Below are 21,826 nucleotides of genomic sequence, written 5' to 3' on the forward strand. Positions count from 1 at the left end.
TAGTTGTTTCAAAATCACTACCATTCAACCATTACAATTGATTTTATCCAAGGTAGTTTTACTATTGAAATATTCCAGTTTAACTTTTGTAATAAAATATCTTGTGTCTTGCTCTCTATAGTAATTTTTGGTTGATCTTTTGTTAAGTCTAACTTTCCTTCTCTCTGAATAAACTCATTTCTAACAAGATTTGTGGAAGAGTTCTTCAATACGTCCCATTTTTGAAGTACTGCTCTTAACAGTTCTTCTGATTTTTCTTTAAGTTCATCACTCAATACTATATTTCTTTCAATAGAACTTTGTATTGGTAGGTTACACAAAAATTTTTCAAAAATTAAATTGTTTTCAAACTGTTGTTCTTTTTTAGTTGCTAGGTAATGTAGTAAGTGAACAGCTTCATTAGGCTTGATGATTTGGTTTTCTTTATCAAGAAAGCCACATGAATAAAAAAACTGTTTTAAAAAAGGGTGTAACAGTATTAACCCTGCATTTTTAACAATATGAGATTTAGATTCACTAACTATCTCTTTTTCTTGTGAAAATGCATTTTTCAAGGCTTCTTGATGCCTCTTTTGATAATCTGCTCTCTCTTGCTCTTTAAGTGTCTTTTCTTCTATTAAACTTCTTTCTATACTCTTATAAGTACTTTTATTTTCATTTTTTGATGCCTCTTCTTTTAAAACACCTTTTTTGCTTGAACTCTTTGCTTCTTCAACCTCATTAGTTAAACCAAAACGATTTATTTCTTTTTCCTCTAAAGTTGAGTCTTCATTTGTACTAACTCTTTCTTCTTTTCTCTCGATAAATTTTTCATTAGTAATTTCATCGCTTCTCTTCTTACTTTTAACTTCACTACCTTTAGGTCTTTCAATATTAAATTGATTAACAAACAGTGTGCTTTTTGAAGTCAATAATTTTAAAAACTTTGTTAATTTCTTTTGGTCGTTTTTTGAAGAATCTTCTCTTTTTGAAATCTTTATTACCTCTTGAACCTCTCCTATTACTCTCGAAAAATCTTTACTAAGTATAGCGTTAATAAAGATTTCCCATACTTTATTTTCTGTTTTATATGACAAGAATCTTATCTCTTTGAGAGATGATAAAAACTCTACATACCCTGTTGGTTTATCAAAAACACCTAGAAATAAAAGTTGAAGTTCATCTTCTTTAAATTGCTGAATTAATCGCTTCTTTTGAATAGGATTACTTAAACTTCTTAAAAATCTCTCCTCGAAATTTGAGCTCTCAGTAATTTCAAACAACACCTTTTTGGTTAAGCTTTTTTCTTCGTTTTGATTCCACCATGCGGTTGTTCCATATTGTAAAAAATGAAAAAAGGAATCTGTTTTAGATTGTATAACCGGAACTGTATTAATAGCTACTTCATGCAATTCTGGATTTCTAAAAACTGCTTTTAGTTTTTTTACTATGCGTTCTTTAATTTCTTGTTTTGCACTACTAAAATTTATAGTTTTATTATTGTTTGATACATTAACTTCAATATTCAAACTTTCTACTTGTTGAATAAATTCTTCATTCTCAATTTCTTGAGAGCTAAAATATTTTTCAATTTCAGGAAATACCTCTTCCTGTAAAAAGTTCTCTATCGAGTTTTTATACTCATCAGCTATCTTTTTACTTTTTGTATTTACCTCAACAAATACTTTTTGAATACTATGTTCTTTCTCTAGCATTATAAGTTTTGTATTAATTTTTCATTAATCAACTTAGAAATGTATGCTGCTTGAATTTCAGTAGCGTATATTTTTAAAAACTGTAGAAAAGCCTCATCTGCTATTTTTATCTGAACTTCTTTAAACATTATAAAATCATTATTAATAACATCTATCAATTCTGAAATGTTCCCGTGATTCTCATCTGTTTCCAAAACTGTTTGCTCTTGACAATGAAGTATATTAAAGAATAGTTTTACTTGAGCCTTATAATATTTTATTAGTAAGGTTCTGTTCTCTATATCTTTTACAAGTAGTACTGATGTGTTTCTTAAAAGGTCTGGAAAAACAACTGGTAATTGATTGTTCTTTTCTCCACTTAAATAAGAGTTACTTTCATCTTTTACAATTTCCTCATAAATATCATTGGTAGGTATAACCACATTGGTACTTATTACTGTTCCCAAGTTAGCGTCTTTTCTACTTAGCAATTCAAAGTCTTTTAATACACTATCTTTAGTGATATCCTCACATGTTTTGTCTTGTGTATTATTAATATCAATAACTTCTTTCTTAGTATTCGTGCCACAAGTACTTACAACCGACAAGGATACTTCTACAGTGCTTCCATCAAAATTGCTTAAATCTTCGGTAATTGTAACTCTATTTACTTGTGGTTCCCTTTCAACTCCATTGATAACCCATAAGTATTCTTTTCCTATCTCTGATGTGTTTGTTAGTGATAATATTCTTGTTGTTTCATCAAAACTATGTGTAAAATTCGCTTGAGGTGTTGTGATTAAGCTTACAGTTTGCGTAACAAATGTTCCAACAATACCAATACTTACAGTACCTGAGCCTGTTAGTCCTGAGTTTATAGGGACAAATTCCCACAAATTAGTTTCTGCATTCAACTTAACATTTCCTCCTGTTAACTGTACTCCTTCAAACTGTGGTCTAACCATTACAGGATGTGATAATTTATCATTTAAACAAAATGTAGTATCGTCTAAGCTTATGGTGAAATCAGGGAACAGAATCTCTTTAACAAACTCTGCACTTGAAGTACATCCTCCACCATCAGTTATAGTTAATGTTATTGTATAAGAATTCTCTACTCCTTCTTTAACTAATAATTGAGGGTTAAATAACTCGGTAGTAGCTTCTATTTCATTTACACCCCATTGGTACTTCAATCCATCAGGTTTTACTCCTTCAGGAAGTACTGCTTCGAAAGCAGCTTCATAGAGCAACTGTCCATCTTTCCATATGAATCTCGATTCACTTTGTTCACGAATACTTATTTGTTTCACTTCGTGAATGGTAATTCTAGCATTTGTTGTTTGGCCATCTTCTAAAAACTCAATTATTTGATCATAATTCTCAAAAACAGCTGCATCAATAACTAATTCATTATTTTCAATTGTAACACCTTTAATAGCTCCTCCTACCATCGTTATAACTCCTTTTACACCGGTAAATGGAATTCTAGCTACTTTTTCTATGGTGAGATCTATACAATATGATGGCTGAATGGCTAATTCTGATGGTGTTAGTGTATCAAAAACTATAGAACTAATAGCTATCACTTTCTTACACGGACCTAATGAAATTTCTAATGAAGGATGTATTTCATTGTTAACATCATCAATTGGTAATGTGTAATTTTGGAAAACTTTATTGTTTACTGGAGTACGTTCTACTTTCGTACCATCTCCTATAAAGTCCCAAGAATACTTAATACTGGTAAAAAAATCAGCATTGACAAAATCAGCATCTTTCCAATGCAACACATAGGTTACTCTTGCTTGCGATTTATCATCATTATATTCTATAGGTTGTTCTACATCTACTACCAATTCTAATGCTGGATATACCGTGAGTTCACAATCGGTAGGTTCATCGTTTACTGTAAACTTCATAGGTTTACCTAATAAGCTTTTGTCTATTTTAGTAATATCTATTTTCCATTTTTCGTCTTCTGTATCTTTAAATACTCCTGATGTTACTCCTTCAGGAGCAATTGCTTTTACTTCTCCATCTACTGGTCTCACGGTAAAAATTAAAGGTTCAATTACAGTATCTTTTTGCAAGCAAATAGTACTTACTGGTAAGCTTAAAAACGGTGGTTCTTTAGGGATTATGAAATTTACTGGTGCACAGTCTGAACAACACATATAGGGTAAAGAAAAATCTGCTACTACTGTGTTTTTTAATGTTTCGTTTTCACTAATCACTTCATTTTCGTCGAAATACAATCGTTTGGTAGTTTCTAAAACAACAGGGTTATAGATTTGGAAAAAGTATTCGCCTTTGGGTACTAAATGATCTTTAATAGTAATGCGCATTCCTACAGACCCATCTTTATACATAGTTGTTTCTTCTGCGCTAAGAATTTTAGAAACACCCGCTCTAAACCAAGTTCTATTTAAGAATGCTGTAAAATTACTTACTGTTTCTGCTAATGTTTTTCCAACCAAAACAACATCTTGTTCAAAAAACAATCTATCTTCTAGGTTAAAGTAACTTCTATCTACAAATGAAAAATTAATACTTGAGCTTGTATCCCATAATTTAATTGCTCCTCCATTTTTATATAGTATTTCACTTTTACTAAACAGAAAATCTTTTGAGTCTATGAACTCATCTTTGATTCCGATTTCAGTTTCTAAAATGGTAGGTTGATTTTTAAATACAACATCTAACACTACATCATCAAATGTATTTTTATCAGCTGCATTTTCGGTAACATACACCATTACAAAAGTTCCTCCTGGAATAACCCCCGCTTTATGTTGAAGCCCCGGATGTTGCTTTACAAATTCTGAAAGTTGTATTCTTTCTAATATTTTTTTCTTTCTCTTATCTATTTCGGCAAGTAGTGTTTCTAACTTTTTACCTGAACAACAAACAATTGATAGTTGGTTAATTAATAATCCTAAAATTTGTTTAGTTGATAGATCTAATGAAGTGCTGTTATACTTTGCTTGTAATTTTTTTACTTTTTTACATAACTCTGCTATAGTTAGCTTATAACTTGTTAACACAAGATTATCTATATCTCTTATGTATAATGGCACTTTAGTATCTAAGATATATGCATGTACCAAGGTTTCAGTAAGGTCTGTTAAAATGAAGTCACTAAGCGTAGGCTCTTCTTTCCAGACTTCTTTTTCCTTTATAGCTTCAGTTTCTTTATTAAGTTCTACAATAATATCACTAGCAGATCCATCTTTATTTTTATCAAATACTTTTTCTATTAAAGTTCCTAGCGAATCGTCTTCTTTTGTTAAACTCTCTTTAACTATATTTTCTTTGTCAAATAAGTTTGTGTAATTTTTATCGTAAGTAACATCGTATTTATAAATATTTTCTTCTGAGGTATTGACTGTCTTTGAAAGTATGTCCATTCTACTCGTTACTTCTTTATCTAACGAAACAGCATCAATAACATCTCCTTTTTCAATAATAATACCTTTATCTTTTAATGGAATAAATTCATCAACAACTGTATTAACTTTTGGATTGGTTAATTTGAATGCTGAAAATGTTTTACTCACCTCAGATAAAATACAATTCTGTTCTGCTCTCCATGCATTCAACAACATTTTTAAGTCTTCAAACTCACACTCGTAATTATTTATATTAATAGTTTGTTCAGTAGCATTGATAGAAAGCGTTTTAACATCAAAGCTCAATCCGTTATCTTTTTTAAGTTTTAAGATTTTTGCTAAGGCATCTCTATACATTTTTCCTTGATGTCCTTCAATTCTGTAAAAATCATTTTTATCAATATTGTATGATAATGGTTTTTGAATTGCTAAGGAGTTAGAAAGATTTTCTTTATGATAGCTTAAGTTTTGATTTGCTCTGTAATTTTTTGTTTTGTTAAAGTCCCAATTCTTTAAAAACTGTGAAGAAACATTGTAATAAAAAGGAATTGCTTTATCGCTTAAAGGAGTATGTGCTTGTGATGGCGTGATAATAACTTCTTCAGATTTTGCTTTCCCAATGTAATTACTTGCAATAGCTATTGCTCTATCAATTAACAACTGTAGTTTTTGAAAGTTTTCATTTTCATGACCTACAATTGTTGATTTGTAAAATAGATGACGTAATTCTGGATAATCTTCTGTTTGCTTCAATTTTCCCAACATGATGTGCTTTGGAAAAGCACCTATGTTTGGACAACAGTTTACATTTATGTGAAGAAGTAGTTCTTTAATCTCATTGTAAGTATCTACCAAGTCTTTTATAACATCATATCGGTACTGAAAATCTAGAGGAACAGCTAAAGAGCTAAAACTAAATAATGATTTTATTTTAGTAGTTATTGAAGGTTTTTGAAGTTTTGAGAATATTGTATCAAATCCTTTTATTAGATCTACACTAATACTTTCATCTTTAACTACATTGTCAAACTGTGCTTTTAATTCTGTAAATGTTTGTGTGTTATTTTCATTTAATACCACCCTTTTTGCTTCTACAATAGGTAATTCGTTATTAATCTTATACCAATTGTGCTTTAAAAATATAGAGTCTTTTGTTGCAATTGCTTCTAAATCTTCAATGCTAATAAGTAATACTCTTAGCTTATTAATTTGTTCAATACCTTGATTATCGCATGTCAACTTACTACACAATTCATCTTCATTCGAGTACTGCTCTAAGTACAACAAAACAGCCATTTTTTGTATTTCAGGAAACTCAACCAAAGGTGTATACGACTCATCTTCTTCCGTATGCAATTCCCATAAATTGTACTGTTTTTCTTGAGAATCTTTAAAACGCTCATAATTACCATCAGTGTCTTCAAACTTTTTATAGAATGAAAATGTTTTTGATGATAGGTTTTCTTCTATTAAATCAAAAAACTGAACTAAATCTCCATCAGTAGTTACTGAAGTTCCTTGCGTTATTTCAATACTTGTAACAGCAGCTTTATCTATAGTAAACTGAGGAGTTACTTTAAAACCACAAACCAGACCAACACCACTCAAACCTAACCTCGATAAACGGTTTTGATCATCGAAATAATCAATAAATGTGTTTAATTGTGTTTCTGTTAATACTTGATTGGCATTAAACTTACTATATTCAGTTGTAATTTCTTTTAGTTTTAGGTTAGTCGTTTCCATACGTATTATGTTTTGGCTGTGTTAATAAATAAACACGTACTATTTTTATGAGTTTTCTTCGTTATTATTTTCTTTTTCTGCTCCAATGCTTCCTATACTGGATTGATTTAAAATGATTCTTCCGTCTAGGGCTTCATCCTCTGCACTACAATCAGTTAATCTTCCTACCGGATAAATTGTATTTAGCTGATGCATTGCGTGTATTAAATTTTGTAATTCACCATTTTCTGTTGGTTGTTCTTGCTCTAGATTTGTTTTAGCGAACAGGTACTCTTTATAAGAGTTTTCGAACTGTAACAAGTCATTTTCATTATCAGGCACAATTCCTTTTCGCTCTCCTACCCAACATATTCTAGGTAATATATGTGCTGGAAGTTCTTGTCTGATAACATCTTCCATATAGCGTCTAAAATCTGGATTTGAAAAACGATAAGTATACCCTGGTAAAACAATGCTAACTCTATAAGAATAAGGATCGATAGTTCCGCAATCTTCACAGTCTTTTGCACAAATAGGTAAGAAATTTTCTGCTTCATTATCGGTAACATCTGGACGCAATAGCATATGCTCTACTAAAAACATTCCTTCTTCAGTAAAGTCTTTTTTTAGAAAAGAAATCACCTCTAATAATGCCTCTTTCAAATCATTGATATTAGCATAATATTTGTACTGTTTGGCTATGATATAATTGGAACTACTAACTGGTTGCTCTGGGTCAATTACATCGAAAGAATATTTAACAGGAATCGATGGTTTAGAGGGGGTAGATTTATGAATTCTTATAAACCCTACTTGCATCTCGTCTACAATTTCACTCTGAAAAGCTTTTTCTATATCTTTTTCTTTTGTTTGTACAACCTGTAATACCGCAAAATATAATTCTTCAATAGCGAAAGCTACTTTCGCATAATTTTCAGTAGCAGATAATAGTATGTTTCCTTCATTATCTCTCAACCTCCATCTATACACTGTTTGGTCATCACTGTTTGTTAGTTCGTATATTTCTACATTGGTTTCTGTTAAATGTCTTCGCTTTTCATTAGCAATTCCCATTAAACGTGCTACTCGCTTTTGAAATCCAGATACATTGCTAGTATTCCATAAGTTCTCTTGGGTTTGTTTGTAATAATTAAAAGCAAGTCCTCTTTCACTACTTATCACTTTGTAATCCTTTAAAAAAGCTTCTTTGTTTGACAATACGATTTCATCAGTAGCTGTTCCAAAAAGGGCTTTCATAATAAATGTGTACTCTCCAAATCGTTCTGCAAAACGCGCTAATAAATGGTCTAAAATGGAGTTTCTTCGCTCTATATTATTATCAAACTGATTGAATAATAGCTTTGTTAATTCATCATCATTTGACTGTGGATATTCACTAACGAGTTCGTCAAAGTCTTTAATGTCTTTAACAGCTTGTGTAAAAAAAGTACGCGTTTCTTGTCCACTAACTGAAAGTAAGGTTCTTACTTCTGATAAATGCTTAAAATAGCTCGCTAAGATTTGATCGAAAAATGTTAAATAGGCTTTTAATTGTTTCGCTTTTGCTTTTCTTTCATCGGTAACGTGAACAGCTAACCCTTCTTGACCAATCCCATATGTATCTGGGAAATCATTTTGAATAGTGGTGTACTCGTTAGCTTCTATAGAACTTCCTTTCGGTAACGATAAAACTTTGTCTTCATCTGTTATTTGTTGCGATTCAACCTCATCCTCTTTTAACTGTTTTAAATACTCGTCTACTCTGTTGTAATTTAAGTTTAGCGGAAGAAAACCTTTACTAAAATTAAACGTGCTCTTTTCACATAACACAGGTTTTTTATCAGGATCAATACAAACTACCCATTTGTTTTCTTGAGCAATATTTTCATCACAAAAACCTACAGAGATATCTTTAATTAATTTTACCCCTTCTATGTTCATGATAATTTTCATCACATCAGAAAGACGTACTTCTTTTCTCAACTCAGCTTTTTTCAACTCTTTTACATCAATAAATCCATTTTTTAAAACAGGGCCATCAAAAACCTCATTGGTTGTATACCCTTTATCTAGCATTTGCTGAATTGAATAGAATTTTAAAGATGGTGATAGGTAGTTTTCTATTTGGAATAAAATATTAGCATATACCCATTCTTCGTCTGCTTCAGGAATTACATCAACATTGGCACAGATAGCAATCGGTTGAGTGTCTACTTCTTTTATTTCTATTAAATCTTCACATAAGTTTCTATTTTTATGATAGGTAGTTTTTATGTGAGGAAAAACCTGTTCTTTTGTATAGCCTTCTTCCAAATCAACCAATAACGAATACAATCCTTTTAGCTTAAAATCTTTTTGAAATTCTGGTAGAATCCCTTCAAACTTCTTGTAGCCTAGTTTGTTATTTTTACAATCAACAAACACCTGTTTATCATAAATTCGTAACCAACAGTTTTTTACACCTTCTAAGTCAATAAATAATTTTCTATAATCTAATTCATTAACTGGTTTGGTTGGGAAAATTTCTGAAGCTTTGTAAAATTGTGCTTGCAGCGATAAATTGGAATCTTTAGATGCTAATAAATTTTCCAGTGGTGTATTAATGCGCATACCTAAATCGGTGATGGCATAACATAACATTTCTAAAATAGTAACTCCTGGATCATGCGAATTGAAGTCAGTCCATAACTTACCCCCTAATGTTTCCAAATAAGAGATTCCTTCTTTTCTTAAAAAAGAAAAATCTAAGTCATCTTTGGTGGATATATTCTTAGGAATACTTATATGTTCGTTTATAGCTGACATGTTTGTTCTATGATTTTTTTAGTTCCTTTACAGGTAGTTAATACAGTACTTACGTTGTGTTCTTTTGCTGAAACTAATATTGATTTTGGGTCACTTGGTTCTATTTTATACACCTTAGCATCACCATTCATGGTTACATTTTGTAAATAATCTACATAAGGCAGTTTTTCTAAGTAATCAATCAATATGCTTTTGTGTAACGTAATCCCAAAGGTTACTTCTTTGGTTTCGTCAAACGCCCAAGGTGATAGGAATTTCGTGATATCGGTTTTTAGTTGATTCTTATAATAGTTCTCATCATATCCTTCATGAAAACTAACTTCTAACCCAATCGTTACTTCTTCATAATTAGGATTGATAACTTCAGCATTTACATGCAAGGTGTTTAATGAATTAATATAGGTAGTAACCCTGTTTAAGGTAGCTTTGCTAACCCTTGGTTGGTAAATGTCAAATACATTCTTATTTACGGTATCTGGTACCACAATCAAAGTAACGTGACCAGCTGCAGTAAAACTTGTTTCTGAAGTATGATTTAAACACTTCACTTTATAGATTTCTGGAAATTCTTGAAGGATTAAGTGTTCATAATCCCACAAAGTTATAGCCCTATTTTTGTGACGTAATCGCTCGCTTATTCTTCTATAAAAATTAGCATCAGATTCTTCTGTGCTTCCACCAAATGCATTGTAAGGCTGCGAAACTGATTTTATTTGCGGAATGCGTGTCACCATTTTTTTGATGGTCTCACTAGGCAACCCGTTTTTTAAATGACTTACCTCATTATCGTTATTCTTGAAGGTAGCCAATACTGCTTGAGCATGAACTCCAATTGCTTTACATACTGTATCATATGATTTATGCATTTGAGCTCTAATCCAAGTATAACCTGATGGTAATAAAGTATTATTGGTAGTTGCTTCTTTAGGAATTGAGAATTTAACAATCCCTGATTTTAAGAAATTATCCGTATCGTTTGCAATGATATTATTCTCTAGCGTCTTCCATTTATTATTGCAAAGAATTGACCATTGGATTTTTTCATTCTCTTCAAAACTTTCTACTAGCGGGTTTTCACTTCCTTCTAAAACCTGAACTAGTAATGACAAATTTTGTTGAGGTTCTAGGTTTTCTATTCCTAAAAATAAATGTCCTCCTAAACAGTATTTCGGTACTAAAAAAGTTTGAATAGTGTCTTTATCAAACACGTCTATAATTTCTTTTTCTTCTTGAAGATACTTTTTCTCTGCATAGTTTTCTTCGTGTTGCCCAAAAGGATGTTCATGAAACAATTGAATGCGATTTCCTTTTAAATCCATTTCTTCTATTACTATGGTCTCTTCTGCTGTATAATCAATAGAAATAGATTCCACTAAAGGGGTATAGGGTTCATTAGGAAGATTTACATCTTTATCATCAGCACTCACCGCTAAAGCATACAATTTAGGATACAACTCGTGTAAAAATGATTGCTCTAGCGTTAACTGTAAAGGGCCAGCTTTTTCAACTTCATAGTTATTCCCTGTGTTTTCTACCTTAAACTCTGAAGTATAAAACACATCTTCACTCTCTTCATCAACCTCCTTTTTAAAGAGATTTTCAATTTTCCCTATCGTTTCTTTAGTTTCTCCAGCAGCATGTAACAATCTTTTTGTAACCTTAAAATAGTTCTCATCTTCAACTAGTATTTCTCTTGAACTTATATCTTCAATAAGTTGGGCTTTGTATGTATTAATTGAAGTATAGCTTGACGATTTCACATATGCTTGATACCATACTTTAAAATCTTCTGGGGTATTTTTCCAACGAAGATTTACTTTGAAATCTTTCCATTTTTTCGAAAAAGCTTCGTTATAATCCACACTAAAATTCGATCCTTCAATAGGACGTGTTGTGAAAGGATGAAATGGTTTTTTTGTTCTTACTGCTCCATTATCATTTTCAACGGTTGCTGATTTTACTCCTTTAACATTTGTTTTTATAGTTACTTTTTCAAGTGTATTTCCTGCCAACAACCTATAAAAATCGTATCCATTCGTATTGGAAACATCAAAAACAAAACGAATTAATGGATGTGATGTATTATATTTTTCAAGTAAAAACTCTTCATTATATGCTACCAACGCTTCTGAATCAAGTCCTAATGTGAATGTAAAACTTACTTCGTTGGTAATTTCCAAATTACCTTCTTTTACATGGTTAATTGCTGTTAATGTTGGTATTATCCATTTTTCATTTCCACTTCCAAAAAGTTGAATGGTTGGGATTAGATCACTCACCTCAAAAGATGATGCTTCAAAATTGTTTTTAAACTTAATTGTAACGGTTACAGTTCTTTCTCCTTCTTGTAACCACAACATCGGTGAAGCAATAGAAAACCCAAGTTCTGCATCTGGCAACTCGGCAGCATTCTTTTCACTTACTGGATATCCAAAAGGATACCAATACGGTGCCTCTTCTGGTAATTCCTCTTCAATTCCATCTTTCGTATTTGCTACCTCACTTGCTTTTATCTTTTTTAATTCTGCTGTGTTGTTATTATAAACTGTTTTTATAGCTCCTACTGATGCTTTATTGACAATTAACTCTTCTTCTGTTTCGTATACTAACGGGTTACCAAGACTGTCTTTTTTCGCATCTAATAAAGTTCCTTCCTCTATTTGTTCATCCGTTATTTTTTTAGCTAGCTCAAAAATCACATGTGCTTGATCAGGGATTGGCTCTCTTTTTTGAACTTGAAGTATTTCTTTGTAGTAAAAGTCTAAGTGACGTTTGGTTAAATTGTTAAATTGTTCTTTTGAGAGTTCTAATAACTTTAAAAAACATACGAATAAAGTTAAGTGCGGACTTAATTTCCCTTCTTCGGTATATCCCTCAAGAGTTGCCTGAATACTTTCTTTTAATTTATTGTACTCTCTTGTTCCTCTAAAAGGAATATTTTCAGTGGTTAGTTTTTTGAAAAAATGTCGCCAATCTCCTGAAGCTACTTCGTGATTTTCTGTAGGAAAATAATTTAGCTTTTTAGCAAAATTATAGGCAAACAAAATCCAATCTTCTATAGTAAAATCGTGAAGTTCGAAATTTTCAGGATTTAACGCATCAATATAACGTAGCTCTTGTCCTGTTCCGTTTCGTTGTAATATGTTAGAAATGATTTTACTCATGATATATCTTAATTTATATCGGTTCCTTCTCCTTTATAAAAAGGGAAAACCACATTGGTTCTACTATTGGTAGCTCTAACTCTGTATTCAATTTTTATAACTAACATTCCTTCTAAAGGATCTGTTTCTGAAACATCAATACGAATCACATCAATTCTTGGTTCGTGATATAAAATTGCTGTTTCAATTAAGTCTTTGGCATAGGTTATTAGCGTTCTATCTAACTTTTCAAAAAGAAGCTCTTGTAAATTACAACCATAGTTAGGTAGCATTACACGTTCTCCTAATCTGGTAGTTAATAGTATTTCTAAACTACTTTTAATGTCTTCTTCTTCAGAAATCATAATGACTTCACTTAGATCTTTTGAAAACTCTGGCGGAAAATCCCAACCTATTCCTAAAAATGCTTTTTTATTTTCCATTGTTATCCTATTAAAACTGTTGCTTCTCCTAGCACAATAGTTCCTCCATGCGAGGTACTATCTCCCATTCTTGCTGCTGGCATTCCTCCTATTAACACGGTTCCTGATCCAGCCACTATACTATCTGGTGGTCCTGTACAAGTAGCCATATCACCTACTCTAGCTGCTGGTAACCCTCCTATTAATACGGTAGGTTCTCCTGCTGGTAAAATTGGCCCTCCAACGTGAGGAACCGTTCCTGTTACCATCGGACATACATGCATGTCTGTTATTCTTGCTGCTGGATTTCCCATTTTTTAATTTATTTGAACTAATGAGCCTTTTAAAACAGCTATAGCACTTGTTGAAACTTCTGCTCCTGCACTACCTTCTGCTTTGAATTCTGCATTGGCTGTAATATTTACATTGGTGCCTTCAATACTTACATCTCCTGATGCTTTTAATGATATATCTCCAGCGCTTTCCATTGATATTCCATCACTGTTTATAGTAATTATATTGGAGTTATCATCTTTAACTGTAATTGCTCCTTCATCTTCATCAAGTGAAATAATTTTTCCTGCGGGTGTTTCAATAGTGATTATTTTTTTATCATCATCAAACAACACTTTCATTTCGCTTCTAGTAATGATTCCTTTTTCGTGATTATCATCAGTTGCAGTTATTGGTGATGGTTTTGCACTACTATGTAGCATTCCTAAAACAATGGCATCGTTAGGATCTTCATTGATAAATCCTACAATTACCTCATCTCCTATTTCTGGACGGAAGAAAATACCTCTATTTTCTCCTGCATCGGGTGAAGCTACTCTACACCAAATACCTTCTTCTTCGTTATTTACTATGGGAATTTGTACCAGAATTCTATCTTCTCCATCAGGATCTTCTTCTAATTGAGAAACAATCCCCACTTGTAATCCTTGAATGGCAGGCAATAATCCTGAAGCTGGTTTTGCTGAGATTTCAAACGTTTCAGAAAACCATTCTGTTGATAATCCAAACTGTGCGTTGACCACCCAATTTCCTTCTGAAATTACATGTTGAACTCCTGTTACATATACATTACCATTGAATCGGTCTCCTACACCTTCTAGTTTTAAAATGGTGTTTGGTTTTACCGATGGGATTCCCTGAAATTTTACACGCCCTCTTACTTTGGCTAATTGTTGAAATAGCCATTTCGCATCTGCCCAATCTTGCAGCTCGGTATCGGTAACTGTGCCTCCGTGTCGTAACTCCATGCTTTCTAAACCTATAGTTTTGTTTAAATCTGAAACAGATAAGTTTCCGTTTAAACTTATATTTGGGTCTTTTCCTTCGATTTCAACTACTTCTTGGTCGGCATGATTCCAGCTATAAGCAGCTACTTTTTTTACTTGGTGACGTGCGTCTATTTCTGCATCAAAATCTAATAATGAACTTCCAAAAGTTACGGTTTCAATTTCTGACTGACTCACATTGGGTTTGGCTATGATAATGGTTCCATCATCAACAAAGCACAGTTTCCCATTTGCTTGTGCTCTCGAAACCATAAAATCCCAGTCTGACGCATTGTATTGTACTAATTCTGCGTGGTTGTAATTGGTAGCTTCTACCTCTTTATACAAATTGTAGTTACCTATAATTTCTTCAAAAATGTTGCTATCGGTACTTTCATAGAAATACTTGCTTTTTCTACCTACCGTCATTTTTACCGCTTCGTCTTTGCATTCAACTATTAATTGTGCTGAATTAGCTCTAATTCTTAGATTATGCTTGATGACGATTCCTTTGAAAATGGTTTCTTCATCTGAATGATACCCTGCGGTAATCTCAATTTCTTTTCCAGGAATTAATAATTCTTCATTACTTAATTTAAAATCTCTCTGAGAAGCATCTCCATCTAATAAAACAATTTGAGCTGTAGGTATTTTGTTTACTTCTTTTGCTACAGTAATATTTTTTACCTCATATTGTTTTGAGAGTTCTTCACCTTCAATTAAGATTTTAAAAGTGACTAAATCGGCACTTTTTGAAGTCTGTATGGTTCCTGTATTATTCATCTAGGCGAATTTTTGTAAGGGTGGAAAAAAGATTTCTTGTCCTGGTTGTAATTTTCTAAACTGTATTATTTTATTAACACGAGCTACTTCTAAATAATACTTTGAGTCTCCATAAATACGATGACACATTAGCGGTAATGTATCTCCTGATTTTACTTTACGGTAGTGTGTTAAGTCTGGTGATTGGTTATTTTCTCTTGCTACTCGTAAATCATCATCAACAGTACCTTTTATCTTTAATTTTGCATTGGCGCGTAAAGGAGTTCCATCAGGTGCAAACAATCTATATTCAATAGAAAGATCAACTAGCGAGCCTTTAAAAAGTAATGCTCCCCATTTTATCATTAAATAATATGGTTTGTGCTCTTCTCCGCTATAATCGAATACAATTTTTTTAAATGCCTCTATTTTATCAATAATCCCATCTTTTAAATCAGGGTTACCATCTATAACTCCACTACTGTCAAATAATAAGTCTAAGTCTAGTTCTTGCGGAGCGATTCTCGTAAAACTTGGTTGTGTTGCACTCGTACCTTGCCCTTGTTCTTCTTCATACTCAGGTTTATAGGCAATCATGTACTTTTCTGGATTTACTAATGTTGTAAATTCTCCATCGCCAACTGGTTCAGAAAAAGCAATATCTTTATACGCTTTTATAAGTAGTTTTTTTAACTCTCCTTGACTCATTATCGTTCTTTTTGTCTTTCCAAAATATCCATTACTTCTTCAACACATGCTGCAACAATAGCTGCTGTATTTCCGTTTTTTGATCCACCTGCTTTACCTTGTGAGGCTGATTTTTCATCTACATTAATCTTGATATGTAATTCTTTGATTGTAATAGGCATCTTATGATACTTTAAAATAGTTATAGGTTAATTCAAGTGTTTCAATAACCAACTTACTTTCTTCAGCATTAAAGTCCCCTACATTCCATTTTACAGGATATGCACGAACAATATTCCAAGTTTGTATGGTTTGCCCATCTTCACCCAATAACATCACATTAATATCTGAGGGTTGTATTTCGAAATTTGTCACTGCTTTTTTACACCAATTAATTACTTCAGAATCCATCAACATTCCTCTTTTTAAAACCAAATTAGAATACTTAGAACGTACAGGTATTGTGTGTTTGAATCTATTTTCTCCCCCTTCGGTTATTTCTTCAGTCTCAAGGTCTACTGAAAGACCCGAAACTGATTGAAATGAATTATCTCCTTGTGAAGTTGAAACATCTACAAATTCTACTTGAAAACTAAAGCCTACTGGTGGATAATAGCTCATTATGATGGCATTTTTAATTTCTCAATAGCCCACTCAGCAGTTTCAATGGCAATTTCATTACCATCTGCTTTTAAATCTGTAGGTTGTACCTTGGTGATGTATGCATTTTGAGCTTCCCATACTACTGCTGGCTCTCCATTTTCATCTAATAACTTAATAGTTAAGTCTCCTCTAAATTGCTCACCTCCTTCTTGGAAGTAAACTGTTTTTGCCCATTGTTGATAAAAATCTTTACTTTTATCTACAAAGGTTCCTCGCTTCATTGTAATATTACTGTACTCAAACAATCCTGGTTGTTTTGATTTATGGTATTCTTTATCTGCTCCTCCTCGATATTCTATTACTTTATTATCGAAACTTAATCCAGATACCTCTGTACAGTTAAATTTCGTATCTCCAAAAGTCACTTCGAAGGAAAACTTTGGAATTGGATATAACTCTGCCATGATTCTTATTTTTATTTATATTTTTTTGATTCGTTTATTTAATTATGCTTCTTGCATTTTGTGAGAGAACTTAAGGATGATAAATTCAGCTGGACGTACTACTGCCATACCAATTTCTATAATCATATTTCCTTCTAAAACATCTTGAGCGGTCATTGTTTCTCCTAAACCAACACTTACATAAAATGCTTTTTCTGGGGTAGGACCTGCTAAAGCCCCTGCTCTCCACTGTTGTGTTAAAAAGTTATCAATCATTGCTTTTACACGTACCCAAGTATTTTTATCATTAGGCTCGAAAACAAATTGTTCTGATGCTTTTTTAATAGACTCTTCTGCCATATTAAAGAAACGTCTTACCGATACATATCTCCACTCGTTGTCATTTCCTGCAAGTGTTCTTGCTCCCCATACCAAGTTTCCTTTTCCCGAAAAGGACCTAATTGCATTAACAGACTTACCTGCTTTTGTATCTACGTTCAAGTCTTTTTGTGCATCGTGTGATATGTTAACAGATGGGGCATATACATAATTTAACCCCACATTTGCTGGTGCTTTCCATACCCCTCTATCTGAGTCTACTTTAGCATAAATACCTGCCATGGTTGCGCTAGGAGCTACTTTTACAGGCAGTAAACCAATCTCAGATTTTATTTTATTGTATAATGCGTTGTTATCTACTTTTAAGTCAGCTAATGAAGGGACTGTTGTTACACCTCCTAAACCGTCTATCACTCCTTTTAAAACAAATAATCCACCTGCTGTTGTTTGATCTTCTAAGCTTGTGTAAATTCCATTATTAGTCATATCTACTTCGTCAGTAATTCCTAATAATCCATATACATTGGTTGCATTTGAGGTTAAGCTTCCGGTTAACTTAGCTTTAGTATCGTCTTGTTGTAGTTTAAATACTTTACCATGTAAATCGGCTAGAGTAGCTTCTAAGTTATTGTCCATCCAAGTTGTCATATCAGCACTTGGTGCTATTAAAGAAGCTTCTCCTGAATTTTCAGCTGCAGAGATTAAATCATTAATCGATGAAGTAACATCTTCCAAATAGCTTATAATATTTTTAACATTAGAAATAGCATTGTTTTTAAACGATAATGCTGCTGTATTGTCTGCTGCTGCATCAATAGCATTTTCTGTATCAACTAATGCAGTTAATAATCCATCTAGTTCTGTTAAATCTATTCCATCGATTACATTGGCTGCTTGCACTGATAAACTTTCTTCAATACCTTGAATTTGAATGCTATCTTCATCATAAGAAAAATCTAGAATTGTATTTAAATAAGGAAAATAAGCTGCTCCGTATTTTAAGTAATCTTTTCCTAAAGAAAGTTTATCTCTTAGGGCTTCTACTGGATCTACATCGCCTCCACCATCATCATATTCTTTATCTGAATAGGTATCGATAATAGTAAAACGGTCTTGTAATTTATTACACTGAGCAAGTGCTAAAGCATATAAACTATAAAAGTCTGTATCTGATGTTAGTGATGTTGCATCAGGAAACACTAGTAAGGTTACCTCATCTATATACTCTACTTCTTCTAAACCTTCTTTTAAGCCTTTAAAACCATTATTTCCTACCTCCTCAAGAAGCACAGGACTTACATTGTTATTACTTCTTGCTGAAGTATAAGTTCCTACTGAAGTTACATAACAAGGGCCTCCTCCGTTTGCAAAATACATTTGCATGTTGTAGTACATTTTAAAAGGAGATGCAGTACTTGGTTGTGTAACCAAAACTTCTTCGTTTGCTTGGTTTGCATTTGTTACATTGACTCCAATACTTGTTTCTTTTTCAGAAAAACCAAAATACGTTTCATACTCCAACATCGAAGTAATTCTTTTTGGCTCTAACAGTAAATCATCATCTTCTTTCTTTTTAGCTTTCTCAGTATAACCAATAAAAGCTGGAATTGCTGTTTCTACTTGAGCTACCGATGGGGGGAATTTTACAATTTCCTCTACGTAGACTCCTGGTGTTTTGTACGCTGACATAATTACTAGTTTTTAATTTTTGTTTATATAAATACTTCCGAATAATAATCTTGTGCCTCTTTCTTAATGCTTTCTGGAGTAGGATTAGGGAAGTAATAATCCTCTTGTGGTACTGGAGAAACATCTTGTTTCGCTATCTCCACACGTCCATTCATTGTTAAAGGTTTCTCTTCAGATGTTGTCATGATTAAGTTCTCGCTAACTTTTGTATAGCGCCAAAATGTGGTTCTATTTTCAATGCAAATAGCAAACTGAGGAAACTCTTTTAACAAACATTGCTTAGGTACATCAAACAATTGTGTTTGCTCGTTCTTAACCAATACTTCTTCGGTTAAATTGGTATTATTGGCTCCAGATACTTGAATTTGTAAAATTCCTATTACCTTGTTATTTTTAATTCTTCTCACAAAGGCGTTGATTGTATCTATTACTTTTTGCTCTTCTTCAGTTAAAGGAATAGCATTTGTTATTTTAGATTCTATAGCTTCTAATTCTGAAGTTTCTATATTTGCTATAGTTACCAAGTTTGGTGTAGCTGTTTCAAACTCTTTTTTTCTTTCTAATTGATGCACCAATTTTCTTGTTTCGCTATCTGAAATTAAAAAAGAGTTCCATTTTTTTACTTCTGAAATTGTTTCAAATAAATTGATTGCTGATGAGCTTTTATTTGATAAATAATACAACTGTTTTTCTTTTTTTTGAATAACATTTGAAAAGTTTTCAAAGTATGGATGATGTGCTTTTAAGTAAAAAGTTAAGGTTAACGAATTGGGCAGTGTAATTATTGGACTATATCGAGTAACTTCTTGATTATTTTCTTCTGTAATTACCTTTAAAGTTTCTGATAATACTCGAATTCCTTTTTTATGGTTTCTTAGTAATAATCTATGATTTTTTAACTTTTTATTAGTTTCTTTAGTTGGCTGGATTGATAAAAAATCATTGATATTATACTGTTCTTCTAAGTTTTGTTTTTCTTTGTCTGTTAATGGTGTTACTCCATTATTTCCTCCGTTCAATTCGAAAAAAGTTCGTTCTCCTTCATCTAAAAAATAAGAGTGATATATATTTATATTGAACAATGTTTTGTGCATAATCTTTTAATTTTTAATTATAGATTGTTGTTCAACAGCAGATACTACAGTACCTTCTTTAGTTATAATATCTCTTTCTATTTCTAACAATGTTATTTTGTAGAGTACCGACGGATACTGTTTTCCTCCCAATATTCCCCATATATAGTTTAGCTCTTCAAATGATGGTGTATATAATTGTGTTATAAACTTAAAGGTCTTTAAGTCTCCAAGTCCATCTATAGCCTCAAAGTTTGTATTTTTATGAGTAAATACTTTTTTTCCCTGAAAGAAGGCTAATATTTTAGTTAAACTCTTCAATGACTCAGAATAACTAGATTTATCTACACTAAATAAAATATAAAGGTTTAGGTATACTTTGGGGTTTCTATAGCTTACTGAAGTACCTTCTACACGATTATTTGAAGTGTTTTTTAAGGCAAACTCTTCTTGTGTATTAATCAATGTTAGTGAAATATCTGGGTTGTTACCAGGAGAGTTACCTTCTCCTTCTGCCATAGCTATATTAGATAAATCTACAGCCTTTTCGTCGAAATAGTTATTTAATTCTTCAGTAATGATTTGTAATATTTCAAAAATCATTGGTAGTAAGTTTGGTTAATTTTTAGTGTGTGATTGAAGGGTACACAATCATACATTGTAAAATTAACCTCTGCTGTGAAAAGAAACTGCAATGAAAAACTCTTTTAAAAAGGTAGTTTATCCTAAAAAAATAAAATAGAATAGCAGGTGCAAAAAAGGGGAAATCACCCTGACTTTTTTAAATAGTAAAGCTTAAATTTTAGAGATACCAAGTAAGTAAAACAAAAAACTCCTTACATACTGTGTATGCAAGGAGTTTATACTTTTTAAGTTGTAATTTTTTATTGAGTCAACTCTCTAAATAAACTTTCTAAGTTTTTGTTTTCGGTATTTAATCCTAGAATTTTTAACCCGTTTTCTTGTGCAAAGTCAAAAATTACAAGTCGCATATCTTCTTTTGAATTAAAAACAAGTATCCAGTTATTTTCTAGAGTGTTTTTATACGATACTATATTAGGTAAGCGTTTTATAAACTGTTCTTCTAATTTATAATCAAACGTTACTTTAATTACTTGTTCGTTGTCTGTTTTAAGTTCTAAAATAGGTTTATTAATTACTATTTCACCTTTTTTTATAATTATAACTCTGTCACACATTGCTTCTACTTCTTGCATAATGTGTGTTGACAATAATACTGTTTTATCTTTTCCTAGTTCTTTGATTAATTGACGTATTTCAACTAATTGATTTGGATCTAATCCTGTTGTTGGTTCATCTAAAATTAATACTTCTGGGTCATGTAAAATAGCAGCTGCTAAACCAACTCTCTGGCGATATCCTTTAGATAATTGGTTAATTTTCTTGTGTGCTTCAATCGTTAACCCTACTTTTTCAATAGTATCATTAACCTTAGATTTTTCTATGTTATGTAGAGATGCTTGAAACTGTAAATACTCTCGTACATACATATCTAAATACAACGGATTATGCTCTGGTAAATATCCTATTTTTTTTTGTGCTTCAATAGGATTTGAGATTACATCAATTTCACTTACCAATACAGTTCCTTCTGAAGGTTTAATAAACCCAGTTAATATTTTCATTGTGGTAGATTTCCCAGCTCCATTGGGACCTAAAAAGCCTACTATTTCTCCTTTTTTTGCTGAAAAAGAAATGTTATTTACTGCCTTCTGTGCTTCGTATACTTTCGTTATGTTAGTAAGTTCTATTGACATAGTTTCTTTCGT

15 protein-coding genes are annotated in these 21,826 nt (G+C 32.0%); all 15 read right to left on the reverse strand.

Features of this window, described 5'->3' with window-relative positions; translation table 11 throughout:
* Positions 1–17: 17 nt before the first annotated feature.
* The 15 genes from ACKTSW_RS10855 to gldA all read right to left on the reverse strand — a co-directional run bounded on the left by ACKTSW_RS10855 (position 18) and on the right by gldA (position 21,814).
* A complete protein-coding gene (locus ACKTSW_RS10855; RefSeq protein WP_408025285.1) occupies positions 18–1,694 on the reverse strand; it encodes a contractile injection system tape measure protein in 1,677 nt (558 codons plus the stop codon).
* Positions 1,694–6,811, reverse strand: coding sequence for a hypothetical protein (locus ACKTSW_RS10860; protein ID WP_408025286.1), 5,118 nt, complete (start codon positions 6,809–6,811; stop codon positions 1,694–1,696). The genes ACKTSW_RS10855 and ACKTSW_RS10860 overlap by 1 nt, the downstream gene beginning before the upstream one ends.
* A 45-nt stretch (positions 6,812–6,856) precedes the next feature.
* The gene (locus ACKTSW_RS10865; RefSeq protein ID WP_408025287.1) at positions 6,857–9,595 is read right to left on the reverse strand and encodes a hypothetical protein; all 2,739 of its coding nucleotides are present in this window, start codon (positions 9,593–9,595) and stop codon (positions 6,857–6,859) included.
* Positions 9,583–12,759, reverse strand: a complete 3,177-nt coding sequence (locus tag ACKTSW_RS10870) for a baseplate J/gp47 family protein (RefSeq protein WP_408025288.1) — start codon at positions 12,757–12,759, stop codon at positions 9,583–9,585. Before ACKTSW_RS10870 ends, ACKTSW_RS10865 begins: the two co-directional genes overlap by 13 nt.
* 8 nt (positions 12,760–12,767) lie before the next feature.
* On the reverse strand, positions 12,768–13,181 hold the full coding sequence (locus ACKTSW_RS10875; protein ID WP_408025289.1) for a GPW/gp25 family protein: 414 nt from the start codon (positions 13,179–13,181) through the stop codon (positions 12,768–12,770).
* Positions 13,182–13,183: 2 nt separating this feature from the next.
* Complete coding sequence (locus ACKTSW_RS10880) at positions 13,184–13,474, reverse strand: PAAR domain-containing protein (protein WP_099215617.1); 291 nt, start codon at positions 13,472–13,474, stop codon at positions 13,184–13,186.
* A 3-nt stretch (positions 13,475–13,477) separates the two neighbouring features.
* The gene (vgrG, locus tag ACKTSW_RS10885) at positions 13,478–15,223 is read right to left on the reverse strand and encodes a type VI secretion system tip protein VgrG (RefSeq protein ID WP_408025290.1); all 1,746 of its coding nucleotides are present in this window, start codon (positions 15,221–15,223) and stop codon (positions 13,478–13,480) included.
* Positions 15,224–15,910, reverse strand: coding sequence for a CIS tube protein (locus ACKTSW_RS10890; RefSeq protein WP_408025291.1), 687 nt, complete (start codon positions 15,908–15,910; stop codon positions 15,224–15,226).
* A complete protein-coding gene (locus tag ACKTSW_RS10895) occupies positions 15,910–16,071 on the reverse strand; it encodes a DUF5908 family protein (protein WP_408025292.1) in 162 nt (53 codons plus the stop codon). Before ACKTSW_RS10895 ends, ACKTSW_RS10890 begins: the two co-directional genes overlap by 1 nt.
* Position 16,072: 1 nt before the next feature.
* Positions 16,073–16,510, reverse strand: coding sequence for a phage tail protein (locus tag ACKTSW_RS10900; RefSeq protein WP_408025293.1), 438 nt, complete (start codon positions 16,508–16,510; stop codon positions 16,073–16,075).
* Positions 16,510–16,956 (reverse strand): phage tail protein, encoded by a 447-nt coding sequence (locus ACKTSW_RS10905; protein WP_408025294.1) that lies wholly within the window; start codon positions 16,954–16,956, stop codon positions 16,510–16,512. The genes ACKTSW_RS10900 and ACKTSW_RS10905 overlap by 1 nt, the downstream gene beginning before the upstream one ends.
* 42 nt (positions 16,957–16,998) lie before the next feature.
* Entirely contained in the window at positions 16,999–18,963 is a 1,965-nt protein-coding gene (locus tag ACKTSW_RS10910) for a phage tail sheath family protein (protein ID WP_408025295.1), read from the reverse strand.
* A gap of 23 nt (positions 18,964–18,986) precedes the next feature.
* Positions 18,987–20,057 carry a hypothetical protein gene (locus tag ACKTSW_RS10915; protein ID WP_408025296.1) on the reverse strand — a complete coding sequence of 357 codons (1,071 nt, stop codon included), beginning with the start codon at positions 20,055–20,057 and terminating at the stop codon, positions 18,987–18,989.
* Between the two features lie 6 nt (positions 20,058–20,063).
* A complete protein-coding gene (locus tag ACKTSW_RS10920) occupies positions 20,064–20,639 on the reverse strand; it encodes a DUF4255 domain-containing protein (protein ID WP_408025297.1) in 576 nt (191 codons plus the stop codon).
* Between the two features lie 281 nt (positions 20,640–20,920).
* Positions 20,921–21,814, reverse strand: coding sequence for a gliding motility-associated ABC transporter ATP-binding subunit GldA (gene gldA / locus ACKTSW_RS10925; RefSeq protein ID WP_408025298.1), 894 nt, complete (start codon positions 21,812–21,814; stop codon positions 20,921–20,923).
* Between the last annotated feature and the right edge of the window lie 12 nt (positions 21,815–21,826).

Source organism: Tenacibaculum sediminilitoris, assembly GCF_964513795.1.
Classification (GTDB): Bacteria; Bacteroidota; Bacteroidia; order Flavobacteriales; family Flavobacteriaceae; genus Polaribacter; species Polaribacter sediminilitoris.

Bases quoted from the DNA above. Each gene is read 5' to 3' on its own strand.
- ACKTSW_RS10855 (WP_408025285.1), bottom strand. From the start codon at position 1,694: ATGCTAGAGAAAGAACATAGTATTCAAAAAGTATTTGTTGAGGTAAAT.
- ACKTSW_RS10860 (WP_408025286.1), bottom strand. From the start codon at position 6,811: ATGGAAACGACTAACCTAAAACTAAAAGAAATTACAACTGAATATAGT.
- ACKTSW_RS10865 (WP_408025287.1), bottom strand. From the start codon at position 9,595: ATGTCAGCTATAAACGAACATATAAGTATTCCTAAGAATATATCCACC.
- ACKTSW_RS10870 (WP_408025288.1), bottom strand. From the start codon at position 12,759: ATGAGTAAAATCATTTCTAACATATTACAACGAAACGGAACAGGACAA.
- ACKTSW_RS10875 (WP_408025289.1), bottom strand. From the start codon at position 13,181: ATGGAAAATAAAAAAGCATTTTTAGGAATAGGTTGGGATTTTCCGCCA.
- ACKTSW_RS10880 (WP_099215617.1), bottom strand. From the start codon at position 13,474: ATGGGAAATCCAGCAGCAAGAATAACAGACATGCATGTATGTCCGATG.
- vgrG (WP_408025290.1), bottom strand. From the start codon at position 15,223: ATGAATAATACAGGAACCATACAGACTTCAAAAAGTGCCGATTTAGTC.
- ACKTSW_RS10890 (WP_408025291.1), bottom strand. From the start codon at position 15,910: ATGAGTCAAGGAGAGTTAAAAAAACTACTTATAAAAGCGTATAAAGAT.
- ACKTSW_RS10895 (WP_408025292.1), bottom strand. From the start codon at position 16,071: ATGCCTATTACAATCAAAGAATTACATATCAAGATTAATGTAGATGAA.
- ACKTSW_RS10900 (WP_408025293.1), bottom strand. From the start codon at position 16,510: ATGAGCTATTATCCACCAGTAGGCTTTAGTTTTCAAGTAGAATTTGTA.
- ACKTSW_RS10905 (WP_408025294.1), bottom strand. From the start codon at position 16,956: ATGGCAGAGTTATATCCAATTCCAAAGTTTTCCTTCGAAGTGACTTTT.
- ACKTSW_RS10910 (WP_408025295.1), bottom strand. From the start codon at position 18,963: ATGTCAGCGTACAAAACACCAGGAGTCTACGTAGAGGAAATTGTAAAA.
- ACKTSW_RS10915 (WP_408025296.1), bottom strand. From the start codon at position 20,057: ATGCACAAAACATTGTTCAATATAAATATATATCACTCTTATTTTTTA.
- ACKTSW_RS10920 (WP_408025297.1), bottom strand. From the start codon at position 20,639: ATGATTTTTGAAATATTACAAATCATTACTGAAGAATTAAATAACTAT.
- gldA (WP_408025298.1), bottom strand. From the start codon at position 21,814: ATGTCAATAGAACTTACTAACATAACGAAAGTATACGAAGCACAGAAG.